The sequence below is a fragment of the Klenkia soli genome (genome assembly GCF_900103975.1).
Classification (GTDB): domain Bacteria; phylum Actinomycetota; class Actinomycetes; order Mycobacteriales; family Geodermatophilaceae; genus Klenkia; species Klenkia soli.
Genome location: NZ_FNIR01000007.1, coordinates 22,727 through 35,685, shown reverse-complemented (window position 1 = coordinate 35,685; position 12,959 = coordinate 22,727). Strand labels below are relative to the sequence as shown.

Here is a 12,959-nt window from a genome sequence, read left to right as displayed (position 1 = left end):
GGAGTCCCCATGCGTCGGTCCCTCATCGCGGCCAGTGCCGCGTCCCTGCTCCTGCTCGCCGCGTGCGGCGGCGGGGGCGGTTCCTCCTCCGGGTCCGGGGGCGGTGACGACACCCTGACCCTCGCCGCGATCACCCCGCCCAGCTCGTTCGCCATCGGCGCGATGGCGCAGAGCGGCCCCGAGGACACCTACTACCAGGCCGTCTACGACAAGCTGCTCACCCAGGACGCCGACGGCCAGCCCGCCGCGGACCTCGCCACCGAGTGGTCCTACGACGAGACCAACACGACGCTGAGCCTGACCCTGCGCGAGGGCGTGACCTTCACCGACGGCACCGCGTTCGACGCCGACGCGGTCAAGGCCAACCTGGACGTCGCCCGCGCCGCCACCGGCGAGGCCGGCACCGCGCTCGGGTCGATCAGCAGCGTCGAGGTCGTCGACGCCACCCACGTGGACCTCGTCCTCAGCCGGCCCGACCCGGGCCTGCTGCAGAGCCTGGCCCGCAGCAGCGGCTACATGGCCAGCCCGGACGCGCTGGACAGCCCCGACCTGGCCACCAACCCGGTCGGCTCCGGCCCGTACGTCTACGACGCCGACGCCAGCACCGCGGGCAGCGACTACACGTTCACCCGCAACGAGGACTACTGGGACGCCGACTCCTACCCCTTCGACACCGTCGAGGTGCAGTACCTCGACGACACCACCGCGGTGCTCAACGGCCTGCGGTCGGGCCAGATCGACGGCTCGACCGCCCAGACCAACGACCTGCAGGACGGCGCGGAGAGCGCGGGCCTGACGGTGACCACCTACACCAGCGGCGGCATCGAGGGCATCTACCTGTGGGACCGCGCCGGCGCCCTGGCCCCGGCCCTGGGTGATGTGCGGGTGCGGCAGGCGATCAACTACGCCATCGACCGCCAGTCGATCGTCGACGTGGTGAAGAACGGTCTGGGCCAGCCCACCGTGCAGGTCTTCGGGCCGGAGTCCGACGGCTACGACGCCTCGCTCGAGGGCACCTACGACTTCGACCTGGACAAGGCCAAGGAGCTCATGGCCGAGGCCGGGTACGCCGACGGCTTCTCGATGACGCTGCCGGACTTCTCGCCGGTCTACCCCGACGAGCAGGCCGCCATGACCGAGGCCTTCTCCTCGCTGAACATCGACGTCACCTACGCGCCGATCACCGGTGACCAGGTCGTCGGCAGCATCATCGGCGCGCAGTGGCCGGCGAACTTCTTCACGCTGACCGCCGGGTCGCCCTACGAGATGATCGGCCTCACGCTCACCCAGCAGTCGCCGTTCAACCCGTTCAAGAGCAGCGACCCCTCCATCGACGCGCTGGTGCAGCAGGCCGTCACCGCCCCGGCCGACCAGCAGGCCGACGTGCTGCAGCAGCTGTCCGACCAGCTGGTCGAGCAGGCCTGGTTCGCCCCCTGGTACGCCCTCGAGGGTGCCTACGTGACCACGGCCGACGTCACGGTCCAGGGCGTGCCCGGGCTGTCGATCCCGCCGCTGAGCAGCTTCGCACCGGCCGGTAGCTGACCCACCCCGCGCCCGCGGGGACACCCCCGCGGGCGCGGGTCCACCCATCCACCTGGACCAGGAGGGCAACGATGCTCGGGTTCCTGCTCAAGCGGCTCGGCGCCGGTGTCGTGCTCGTCTGGGTCACCGCCACGGCGACCTTCTTCCTCACCAACGCCACCGGGTCCGACCCCGCCCGGCGGATCGTCGGCCCGCAGGCCGACGCCGCCACCGTGCTGGCCAAGCGTCAGGAGCTCGGGCTGGACCGCCCGGTGCTCGAGAGGTACTGGGACTGGCTGACCAGCGCGGTGCACGGGGACCTGGGGGTCTCCTGGTTCACCAACCAGCCGGTCGGCGGCACCGTCGCCGACGCCCTGCCCATCTCGTTGTCCCTGGTCGTCGCCGCGATCGTGCTGACCGCCCTGGTCAGCGTGGTGATCGGCGTGGTGGCCGCGGTGCGCGGCGGCTGGGTCGACTCGGCCCTGCAGGGCGCCTCGATCCTGGCCTTCGCGGTCCCCAACTTCCTGGTCGGCCTCCTGCTCGCCCTGGTCTTCGCCGTGCAGCTGGGCCTCTTCCCGGCCATCGGCTACACCCCGTTCGCCCAGGACCCCGGGCTGTGGGCGGCGTCGATCACGCTGCCCGCCGTCGCGCTGGCCATCGGCGCGACCGCCACCGTGGCCACCCAGACCCGCGGCTCGATGATCGACGTGCTGGGCCAGGACTACGTCCGCACGCTGCGCAGCCGTGGCCTGCCGACCCGCAGCATCCTGCTCAAGCACGCCCTGCGGAACGCCGCGCCGGCCTCGCTGACCGTGCTGTCCCTGCAGTTCATCGCCCTCATCAGCGGCGCGGTCGTGATCGAGAAGGTGTTCGGTCTCAACGGCATCGGCGAGCGCGCGACCTCGGCGGCCAGTACGGGCGACGTCCCGGTGGTCCTGGGCGTCGTGGTGCTCACCGTCGTGCTCGTCGTCGTCGTCAACCTGCTGGCCGATCTGGCCCTGGGCTGGCTCAACCCGAAGGTGCGCACGGCATGAGCCTCCTGTCCGACGGCGGTCCGGCCGCCGCAGCCGCTCCCTCGTCCTCGGTCGCCCCGACCGCCGTCCCGCCCCGGGCCGGCGTGGCGCGCCGGTTCCTGCGCAAGCCCGTGGCGGTGGCCTCGGTGGCCTGGCTGCTGCTGGTCGCGGTCCTGGCGGCGGCAGCGCCGCTGCTCACGTCTGCGAGCCCCACGGCGTCCTCGATCACCAACGCGCTGGCCCCCTTCGGCGGCGACAGCCCGCTGGGCACCGACGGCCTGGGCCGGGACGTGCTCGCCCAGCTGCTCTACGGCGCCCGCACCAGCCTGGTCGGCGCACTGATCGTGGTGGCGGTGGCCCTGGTGCTGGGCCTGCCGGCCGGTGTCCTGGCCGGCTACTACCGCGGCCGCTTCGACGCCGCGGCGAGCTGGGTGGCGAACCTGGTGATGGCCCAGCCGGCGATCATCATCCTGCTGGTGGTGCTGGCCCAGTTCGGCCGCAGCACCGAGCTGGCGATGCTGGTCTTCGGCGTCGTCATCGCCCCCGGGGTCTTCCGCCTGGTGCGCGCCTCGATCATCGCCGTCCGCGGCGAGCTGTACGTCGACGCCGCCCGGGTCGCCGGGCTCTCGGACCCGCGCATCATGCGGCGGCACGTGCTGCCCGTGGTGGTGGCCCCGACGATCATCCAGATGTCGCAGGTCCTGGGCATCGCGATCGTGCTGCAGGCCGGCCTGGAGTTCATCGGGCTGGGCTCGGCGAACCAGGCCAGCTGGGGCGGGATGCTCAACGACGCCTTCGCCAAGATCTACGCAGCGCCGAACCTGCTCCTCCTCCCGGGGCTGGCGATCGTCGTCACCGTCACCGCGTGCAGCCTGGTCGGCAACGGCCTGCGCGACGTGCTCGGCGTCGGGGCGACCCCGCCGGTGCGCAGGCGCTCGGCGGTCCGGGCCGTCGGTCCGGTCGTCGAGGACGGCCGGCCGAGCTCGGGGACGGCCCCCGCCCCCGACGACGCCCTGCTCCGGGTCGAGGGCCTGCGGGTGGCCTACCCCGAGCCGGACGGCGGCGAGGGAGAGGTCGTGCACGGCGTCTCGCTGACCATCCGCCGCGGCGAGGTGCACGGCCTGGTGGGGGAGTCAGGCTCGGGCAAGAGCCAGACCGCCTTCGCCGTCCTCGGGCTGCTGCCGCCGCAGGCGCACACCTCGGCGACCACCCTGACCTTCGACGGCGGTGACCTGCGGGGCATCTCCCGGCGCGGGATGAACCAGCTGCGCGGCCGGCGGATCGGCTACATCCCGCAGGAGCCGATGAGCAACCTGGACCCCTCCTTCCGGATCGGTTCCCAGCTCACCGAGCCGATGCGGCACCACCTGGGCCTGTCGAAGGCGGAGGCCAAGGCCAAGGCGATCCAGCTGCTGGACCGGGTGGGCATCGTCGACCCGGCACGGGTCTTCGACAGCTACCCGCACCAGATCTCCGGCGGCATGGCCCAGCGGGTGCTCATCGCCGGCGCGCTGTCCTGCGACCCCGACCTGCTGATCGCCGACGAGCCCACCACCGCCCTGGACGTCACCGTGCAGGCCGAGGTGCTCGACCTCGTCCGCGACCTGCAGGCCGAGCGCGACCTCGGCGTCCTGCTGGTCACCCACGACTTCGGCGTGGTGGCCGACCTGTGCGACACGGTCACCGTCATGCGCGCCGGGGAGGTCGTGGAGTCCGCGGCGGCCGCCCAGCTGTTCGCCGACCCGCAGCACGAGTACACCCGCAGCCTGCTGGCCGCGACCCTCGAGGGCGGTCCCGCACGGGCGGCCCTGACCACCCCCGCCGGAGGCACCCGATGACCGCGCCGCTGCTGGAGATCGAGGACGTCGTCGTGGAGTACCCGCTCCGCGGCTTCCGCCAGGCGCCCGCGCGGGTGCTGCACGGGATCAGCCTGGACATCCTCCCCGGCGAGACCGTCGGGCTGGTGGGAGAATCCGGCTCGGGCAAGACGACGCTGGGCCGCGCCGTCCTCGGGCTCGCGCCGGTGACCGGCGGGGAGATCCGGTTCCGCGGCGAGCGCATCTCCGGCATCGGAACGAAGGCCCGCCGGGCGCTGAGCCGGGACATCCAGGTCGTGTTCCAGGACCCCTACAGCTCGCTGAACCCGGCGATGACCGTCGCCGACATCCTCACCGAGCCGCTGGTGGTGGCCGGGGCCAGCCGGGCCGACGCCGACCGCCGGGTGCGCGACCTGCTCGACGAGGTGCACCTGCCCCAGGACGCCGGCCAGCGGCTGCCCCGGGAGTTCTCCGGCGGCCAGCGTCAGCGGATCGCCATCGCCCGCGCGCTGTCCCGGGACCCCGCGGTGATCGTCTGCGACGAGCCGGTCAGCGCGCTGGACCTCAGCACCCAGTCGCGCGTGCTGGACCTCTTCATCGAGATCCAGGAGCGCACCGGCGTGGCCTACCTGTTCATCACCCACGACCTGTCGGTTGTCCGGCACATCAGCCATCGGGTCGCCGTCATGCACCGCGGTGAGCTGGTGGAGACCGGCGACGCCGCCCAGGTGACGAGCGACCCGCGGCACTCCTACACCCGCACCCTGCTGCTGGCCGCCCCCGTGCCCGACCCCGCCCGTCAGGCCGCCCGCCGGGAGGAGCGCCACCGCCTCGCCGCCGCCCGCGCCTGACCCCTCACCCCGCCCCGCCCCGCCACGACGACGCACCCCGTCGCCGGGGTCCCGCACGTCCTGAACAGCCCCGAGAGGAGACGACCGTGACCGACCGCATCCGAGCCGGCGTCGTCGGCGGTGGCTTCATGGCCACCGTGCACGCCCGGGCGATCACCCGCAGCGGCGGCGTCCTCGCCGCCGTCGTCGGCTCCACCCCCGAGCGCTCCCGCGCCGCCGCCGACCGGCTGGGTGCGCAGGCGTGCGCCGACGACCTGGACCAGCTGCTGGCCACCGACGTCGACGTCGTCCACGTCTGCACGCCCAACGCCACGCACGCCCCGCTGGTCCGCGCGGTGCTCGCCGCCGGGAAGCACGTCGTCTGCGAGAAGCCGCTGGCCGTCGACCCGACCGAGGCGGCCGAGCTCACCGCGCTGGCCGCGGCGGCCGGCGTGGTCGCCACCGTGCCGTTCGTCTACCGCTTCTACCCCACGGTGCGCGAGGCCCGCGCCCGCGTCGCCGACGGCCGGACCGGTCCGTTGCGCCTGCTGCACGGGTCCTACCTGCAGGACTGGCTGACCGGCCACGAGGACGACGACTGGCGCGTCGACCCCGCCGTCGGCGGGCCCTCCCGCGCGTTCGCCGACATCGGCGTGCACTGGTGCGACCTGGTCGAGTTCGTCACCGGCCACCGGGTCACCCGCCTGGCCGCCCGGCTGCTGGTCGCCGTCCCCGAGCGGGGCGGGCGCCCGGTGCGCACCGAGGACGGCGCCGTCGTGCTGTTCGAGACCGACGGCGGCGCGACCGGGAACCTCACCGTCAGCCAGGTCAGCCCGGGCCGGAAGAACCGGCTGTGGTTCTCCCTGGACGGCGAGCACGAGGGCCTGGTCTTCGACCAGGAGGCCCCCGAGACGCTGTGGGTCGGCGAACGGGACGCCACCACGCTGCTGGCCCGCGGAACGTCGGCGCACCCCGGCGCGACCCGGTACGACCGGGTCCCGGCCGGCCACCCGCAGGGCTACCAGGACTGCTTCGACGCCTTCGTCGCCGACACCTACGCCGCGCTCGCCGGGGACACCCCCGACGGGCTGCCCACCTTCACCGACGGCCTGCGGGCCGCGCACCTCACCGCCGCGGTCCTGGAGTCCGCGCGCACGGACCGCTGGGTCGACGTCACCCCCACCACCGCCGCACCGGCAGGAGCCACCCCATGAGCAGGACCTTCCCCACCAGCGTCGACGTCGTCATCGTGGGCAGCGGCCCGTGCGGCGCCGCCTACGCCCGCGTGCTCAGCGAGCGCGCCCCGCAGGCCACCCTGCTGACCCTCGAGGTCGGTCCGCAGCTGGCCGACCCGCCCGGCGGGCACGTGAAGAACATCCTCGACGAGCAGGCCCGGTCCGCCGCCCAGCGCGCCTCGGAGGGCCCGGCGCCGCTCTCGGCGGACACCCCGACCGACACCATGGACGGCTACGCCGACGAGGCGCCCCGGATGGCCCGCCCCGGCACCTGGCTGCTGCCCGCGGGCTACCGCCAGCCCGGCGAGGACGGCCTGCCCAACGCGGCGATGTCCAGCAACGTCGGCGGCATGGGCGCGCACTGGACCGGCGCCTGCCCGCGGCCCGGCGAGGGCGAGCGGATCGCGTTCCTGGCCGACCTCGACGAGCTGCTGACCGAGGGCGAGAGGCTGCTGGCCGTCGACGACCACGCCTTCGACGACGCCCCGTTCGCCGACGAGGTCCGCAAGCGGCTGGCCGACCACCTGGACGCCGACCGGGCGGAGGACCGCCGGGTCGGCCCGATGCCGCTGGCGGTCACCCGGCACGCCGACGGCCGGCTGACCTGGTCGGGCTCCGACGTCGTCTACGGCGACGTCACCCGGGCCAACCCGCGGCACACCCTGCTGCCCGAGGCGCTGGTCACCCGGGTGCTGCTGACCGACGGGCGCGCGTCCGGCGTCCGGGTGCGCGACCTGCAGACGGGGCAGGAGCACGACGTCGCCGCCCGGTACGTCGTCGTGGCCGCGGACAGTCTGCGCACCCCGCAGCTGCTGTGGGCCTCCGGCGTCCGGCCGCACGCGCTGGGCCGGTACCTCAACGACCAGCCGCAGACCGTCTACGCCGTCCGGCTGCGCGACGTCGGGCACGCCGACCAGGAGGACGTCGACCCGCGCGGCCGCAGCTCGATCGTGGCGCAGAGCGGGGTCAGCTGGGTGCCCTACACCGACCAGCACCCCTTCCACGGCCAGGTCATGCAGCTCGACGCCTCTCCGGTGCCGCTGGCCGCCGACGACGTCCCGACCCCGGGCACCATCGTCGGGCTGGGCTGGTTCTGCGCCAAGGACCTGCAGGACAGCGACCGGCTCGAGTTCGACGAGACCGCGCCCGACCCGTACGGCATGCCCGGCATCCAGGTGCACTACCGGCTCACCGAGGCCGACCACGCCTCGATCGCGGCGGCCACCGCCGCGGTGAAGGAGGTCGCCGCGGCCCTCGGCGACCCGCTGGGCGGCGAGCCGTTCACCTTCGGCCCGGGCGCCTCGCTGCACATCCAGGGCACCGTCCGGATGGGCGAGACCCCCGACGGCACCTCGGTCTGCGGGCCCACCTCGGAGGTCTGGGACGTCCCCGGCCTGCACGTCGCGGGCAACGGCGTCATCCCCACCCCCATCGCCTGCAACCCCACCCTGACCTCGGTCGCGCTCGCCGTCGCCGGCGCGCGCTCGATCGCCGGCTCGCTCTCCGAGAGGAACTGACCATGCTCGACCGCTCCGTCATCCAATCCCGCGGCTTCCGCAACGTCACCGAGGGCGGCCGGGTCACCGGCTTCCGGTTCCAGCTCCGCAACCCCAACTACCGGGGCGTCTCGGGCAGCCTGCTCGACGGCGTCGAGGTCGTGGTCGACGGCGAGCGGGTCCCCGACCACGTGCCGCTGTGGACGCTGCAGGGCCGCACGCTCACCCTGGACGAACTGCGCGCCTCGACCGACGTCCGCTGGCAGCTCGACGAGCTGGCCACCATCACCGTGCCGAAGCCCGGCGGCCTCGCCGCGGGTGTGCACCAGCTCGACGTGGTGGTCTTCCTCCGCCGTCCCTACTTCCCGCCGATGGTGAACCGGACGACGTTCACCGCCTCGGCCACCCCGGTGCTGGTCCCGCCGGTGCCCGGCGGCGGGCTGAAGTTCGGCGTCTCCACCTACAGCTACACCGCCGACATCTACACGCTGATGACGATGGAGGACGTGCTCGCCGACATCGCCGACATGGGTGCCACCGGCGTGGAGATCCTCGGCGAGGGCAACATCCCGGGCTACCCCACCCCGGACGCCGGCTGGGTGGACCACTGGCGCACCCTGCTGGACCGCTACTCCCTGACCGCCACCAACTACGGCTCCTGGGTCGACACCGAGATGTGGCACGACCGCAGCCTCACCGCCGAGGAGGGCGCCGCCCAGATCCAGCAGGACCTGCGGCTGGCCTCCCGGCTGGGCTTCACCTCGGTGCGGCCGAAGTTCGGGGTCACCTCCTGGGACCTGGACCCGCACCCGATCTGGCAGGAGTCCGTCGAGCGCTCGCTGGAGCTGGCCGCCGAGCTCGACGTCGTCATCTGCCCGGAGATCCACGCCCCGACGCCGATCAAGCACCCGGTCACCCAGGCCTACGTGGACTTCATCGAGCGAACCGGCAGCGACCACTTCAAGCTGCTCGTCGACACCGGCATCTTCAACACCGCACCGGTCCTGGAGCTGTCCGAGGAGATCCAGGTCGACGACGACGAGGAGGTGCCGATGCACCTGCGCCCGCTCGCCGTGCCGATCGCCGACCTGGTCGAGGTGCTGCCGCACGTGCACTTCATCCAGGCCAAGTTCGCCACCGTCGACGACGACCTGCACGACCTGCACGTGCCGTGGCGGGAGATCATCCCGGCGCTGCAGGACGCCGGCTGGTCGGGCTGGCTGTCCAGCGAGTACGAGGGCCGGCGCGACCCGTACCGCGGCGGGGACCAGGTCCGCCGGTCGCACGCCCTGATGCGCTCCATCGCTGCCGAGCGGTCATGAGCGTCGGCACCCGCCCGGTCGTCCCGGGCTTCCACCCCGACCCGAGCGTCTGCGTCGTCGACGGGGAGTACCTGCTGGCCTGCTCGAGCTTCGAGTACGCCCCCGGCGTCCCGCTGTTCCGGTCGACCGACCTGCGCACCTGGGAGCAGATCGGGCACGTGCTGGACCGGCCCGAGCAGCTCGACGTGCGCGACGCGGGCCCGGCCGGCGGTGTGTTCGCACCGACCCTGCGCCACCACGGCGGCCGGTGCTGGATGGCCACCACCAACTGGACCGACGAGGGCGGGCAGCTGATCAGCTGGGCGACCGACCCGGCCGGCCCCTGGTCGGTGCCCGCCCGGATCCCCGGCGCGGTCGGCATCGACCCCGACCTGGCGTGGGACGACGACGGCACCTGCCTGATGACGTACGCCGGGTTCGGTGCCCTGGGCGGCATCGTGCAGTCGGCGATCGACCCGGTGACCGGCGAGGTGCTGACCCCGCCGCGGCGGATCTGGTCGGGCACCGGGGGCAAGTTCCCCGAGGGCCCGCACCTGTACCGCATCGGCGAGCACTGGTACCTGCTCATCGCCGAGGGCGGCACCGAGCGCGGTCACGCCGTGACCATCGCGCGGAGTGCCTCGCCGTCCGGCCCCTTCGAGGCGTGCCCGACCGGGCCGGTGCTCACCCACCGGGGCACCGACCACCCGGTGCAGAACACCGGGCACGCCGACCTGGTGCACCGCCCCGACGGCAGCTGGGCGATGGTGTTCCACGGCGTGCGGGCCCGCGGCGCCAGCCCGGAGTGGCACGTGCTGGGCCGGGAGACCTTCGCCGTCGACATCGACTGGGTGGACGGCTGGCCGGTCGTCGCGGGGCCGGTCGAGCCGATCGGGCCGGTGGACGAGGTCGTCGTCCGTGAGCTGACCGGCCCGGGCACGGGCCCGGAGTGGGTGGCCGCCGAGCGGTTCCCCGCAGAGCTGACCCGCTGGACCGACCGCGGGCTGGTAGTGGGCCCGGGCTTCCTGGGCACCCGGCAGGAGCAGCTCTTCTGCGACGTCACCGCAGACCTCGAGGTCACCGGCACCGGGGGGGTGGCGCTGCGCATCGACCCGCGGCACGGCCTGGAGCTGGAGGTGGCCGACGGCCGGGTGTCGGCGGTCTGGGCGGTCGGGGACGTCCGGCACGTGCTCGGGACGCGTGAGCTGCCGGCCGGCACGCAGCTGCGGATCGCGACCTCGCCGGGGACCGAGCCGCGCCCGTTCTCCACGGGGCTGGGCCCGGACCGGGTCACCGCGGGCATCGTCGTCGACGGGGCGTTCGAGGCCCTGGGGTCGGTGGACGGCCGGTACGTCTCCACCGAGGTCGCCGGCGGCATGACCGGCCGGCTGGCCGGGATCACCTGCACCGACGGCAGGGTGCTGGTGCGCGCCCTGCGGTACCGCGGGTCGGATGCCGCGGACGCGCTGCTCGAGGGCGGAGGCGTGGCCGGCTGATGAGCGGCCGGACGCGGTGGGGGATGGTCGGCACCGGCGGGATCAGCCGGGCCACCGTCGGTGATCTGCACCTGGCCGAGAACGTCCACCTCGTGGCCGTCGCCTCGCGCCACGAGGAGACCGCGGCCGCGTTCGCGGCCGCCCACGAGGTCCCGCGGTGGTACGGCGACGTGGACGCGCTCCTCGCCGCCGACGACGTCGACGTCGTCTACCTCTGCACCCCGATCGGCACCCACGCCGACCTCGCCCGCCGGGCGCTGCTGGCCGGCAAGCACGTCCTCGTCGAGAAGGCCCTCGCCAGCACGGCCGACGAGGCGCGGTCGCTGGCCGCGCTCGCCGCCGAGCAGGGCCGCTTCTTGATGGAGGCCATGTGGATGCGTTTCAACCCCGCCGTGCGCCGGGTGCTCCAGGAGGTCGCCGACGGCAGGATCGGCGAGGTGCGCTCGGTCCGGGCCAGCTTCGGCTTCCCGCCACCGCCCGGCGCGGCGCACTGGCGGCCCGACGGCGGCGGGGCGCTGCTGGACATGGGGGTCTACCCGCTGACCCTGGCGCACCTGCTGCTCGGCGCGCCGACGGCCGTCGATGCGACCGGTGAGGTGCGCGCGGACGGCGTCGACCTGACGGCGTCGGTGTTCCTGCGCCACGGCGACGCCCGGTTCGCCTCCCTGCTGACCAGCCTGCGCAGCTTCGTCGGGGCGGGCGCGGACATCGGCGGGACGGACGGGGCGATCACCCTGGACGCACCGTTCTTCGCCACGGGTTCCCTCGAGGTGCTGACGCCGCCGTCCCGGCGGCCCGACCGCATCACGCTGCCGCTGGAGGGCAACGGTTACGTGCCCATGTTCCGCGCGGTCGGCGAGGCCCTCGCCGCGGGACTCCTGGAGCACCCCGACCGGCCGCTGCGGGACACGATCGCCGTCCTGGACACGATCGACCTGGTCCGCGCCCGGTTGGTCGCCCACCCTGCGGCGGACCGGGTCAGCCCTCGATGAGGGCCAGCTGCTTGCTGATCATCGCCGGGTTGCTGTCGCCGGCCACCTTCTGCAGGAACGGGGTGTGGTCGAAGACGAAGTCCCGCACCGGCCGCAGGAACGCGGGCGCGTGGTGGAACACCTTGCCCAGCAGGTAGGCCTGCTGCACCTGCTGGGCGGTGTGCGGCTTGCGCGGGTCCTCGTAGCTCTGGAGTGCCACGGCCACGGCGGCGGCGTCGGTGAGGTCGACCCCGCGCAGGGCGACGCCGAGGAAGTAGCCGTCCTCGATGGACATGCCCGCGCCGTATGCGGCGTAGGGCGACGTCGGGTGGGCGGCGTCGCCGACCAGGGTGGCGCGGCCCCTCGACCACTGCTCCAGCGCGGGCCGGTCGCGGAGCACCCACCGCTGCACGTCGGCGTCGGCGGTGGCGGCGATCAGCCCGGGCAGCGGGGCGGGGAAGCCGGTGGCCAGCGCGGTCGCCGCGGCCTTGAGGTCGGCCGGGGCGGGGGCGTCGGGGTCGCAGGCGGTCAGCACCCACCACTGGTGGCCGTCGCGGCCCTCGTGCCGGATCGACGTCCAGCTGCCCTGCACGGTCGGGCCGTGGGTCAGCACGCAGCTGTTCGGGGTGGTGCCCGGGACCTCGGCGAAGGTGAAGCCGCCGAAGATGTGCAGCTTGTGCTCCCGCTTGGGGGCGTCGCCCCACAGGGTCCGCCGCACGAGCGAGTCGATGCCGTCACCGCCGACCAGCACGTCGTGCTCGGCGGTGCTGCCGTCGGCGAAGTGCAGGGTGACCGCGCGGTCGTCCTGCTCGATGCGCTCGACCTGCTGGCCGAAGCGGATGGTGCCCCCGGGCAGGGCCTCGAGCATGCGGCGGTAGAGCTCGGGGCGCAGCAGGCCGATGAACCCGCCGCCGAACTCGTCCTTGGCCGCCTGGTCGAGCTTGACCCGCACCCGGACGTCGCCGCGCAGGTTGCGGAACTCGGAGTCGGTCGGGGCCCCGAGGTCGACGGTGTCCACCCCCAGCGCCCGCAGCGCCTTCAGCGGCGGCGGCCACAGGTTGAGGATGTTGCCGGCCGGCCGTGCCTCCCGGTACCGCTCGTACACCGTGACGTCGTGGCCGGCGCGGATCGCGCCGAGCGCGGCGGCCATGCCGGCGGGGCCGGCGCCGAGGACGGCGACCCGTCCGGGGGAGGGGTGGGACATGTCGGGCACCTCGTCGTGTCGGCTGAACAGTAGTGAGCACTACTGTTGCGACCGTAACCCAGGTCACCCGGCTGT

The 12,959-nt window shown here is 74.0% G+C and carries 10 protein-coding genes; 9 read left to right on the top strand and 1 reads right to left on the bottom strand.

All coding sequences use genetic code 11. The annotated features are described in order from the left end of the window. The first annotated feature begins 9 nt into the window (after positions 1-9). From BLS67_RS11895 to BLS67_RS11855, 9 genes are all read left to right on the top strand, one after another. The gene (locus tag BLS67_RS11895) at positions 10-1,542 is read left to right on the top strand and encodes an ABC transporter substrate-binding protein (protein ID WP_165617563.1); all 1,533 of its coding nucleotides are present in this window, start codon (positions 10-12) and stop codon (positions 1,540-1,542) included. A gap of 71 nt (positions 1,543-1,613) precedes the next feature. After that, complete coding sequence (locus BLS67_RS11890; RefSeq protein WP_091245163.1) at positions 1,614-2,555, top strand: ABC transporter permease; 942 nt, start codon at positions 1,614-1,616, stop codon at positions 2,553-2,555. Next, positions 2,552-4,372 carry a dipeptide/oligopeptide/nickel ABC transporter permease/ATP-binding protein gene (locus tag BLS67_RS11885; RefSeq protein ID WP_091245160.1) on the top strand — a complete coding sequence of 607 codons (1,821 nt, stop codon included), beginning with the start codon at positions 2,552-2,554 and terminating at the stop codon, positions 4,370-4,372. The genes BLS67_RS11890 and BLS67_RS11885 overlap by 4 nt, the downstream gene beginning before the upstream one ends. After that, on the top strand, positions 4,369-5,202 hold the full coding sequence (locus BLS67_RS11880; protein ID WP_091245158.1) for an ATP-binding cassette domain-containing protein: 834 nt from the start codon (positions 4,369-4,371) through the stop codon (positions 5,200-5,202). Before BLS67_RS11885 ends, BLS67_RS11880 begins: the two co-directional genes overlap by 4 nt. An 86-nt stretch (positions 5,203-5,288) precedes the next feature. Further along, a complete protein-coding gene (locus tag BLS67_RS11875) occupies positions 5,289-6,395 on the top strand; it encodes a Gfo/Idh/MocA family protein (RefSeq protein WP_091245155.1) in 1,107 nt (368 codons plus the stop codon). Continuing rightward, positions 6,392-7,933 carry a GMC oxidoreductase gene (locus tag BLS67_RS11870; protein ID WP_091245151.1) on the top strand — a complete coding sequence of 514 codons (1,542 nt, stop codon included), beginning with the start codon at positions 6,392-6,394 and terminating at the stop codon, positions 7,931-7,933. Before BLS67_RS11875 ends, BLS67_RS11870 begins: the two co-directional genes overlap by 4 nt. A 2-nt stretch (positions 7,934-7,935) precedes the next feature. Further along, the gene (locus BLS67_RS11865; RefSeq protein WP_242654012.1) at positions 7,936-9,234 is read left to right on the top strand and encodes a C-glycoside deglycosidase beta subunit domain-containing protein; all 1,299 of its coding nucleotides are present in this window, start codon (positions 7,936-7,938) and stop codon (positions 9,232-9,234) included. Continuing rightward, positions 9,231-10,709 carry a glycoside hydrolase family 43 protein gene (locus tag BLS67_RS11860; protein WP_091245148.1) on the top strand — a complete coding sequence of 493 codons (1,479 nt, stop codon included), beginning with the start codon at positions 9,231-9,233 and terminating at the stop codon, positions 10,707-10,709. Before BLS67_RS11865 ends, BLS67_RS11860 begins: the two co-directional genes overlap by 4 nt. Beyond that, complete coding sequence (locus tag BLS67_RS11855; protein WP_091245147.1) at positions 10,709-11,701, top strand: Gfo/Idh/MocA family protein; 993 nt, start codon at positions 10,709-10,711, stop codon at positions 11,699-11,701. Before BLS67_RS11860 ends, BLS67_RS11855 begins: the two co-directional genes overlap by 1 nt. Here the strand turns inward: BLS67_RS11855 and BLS67_RS11850 are convergent. After that, positions 11,688-12,884, bottom strand: a complete 1,197-nt coding sequence (locus BLS67_RS11850; protein WP_091245144.1) for an FAD-dependent oxidoreductase — start codon at positions 12,882-12,884, stop codon at positions 11,688-11,690. The genes BLS67_RS11855 and BLS67_RS11850 overlap by 14 nt on opposite strands. Positions 12,885-12,959 lie beyond the last annotated feature (75 nt).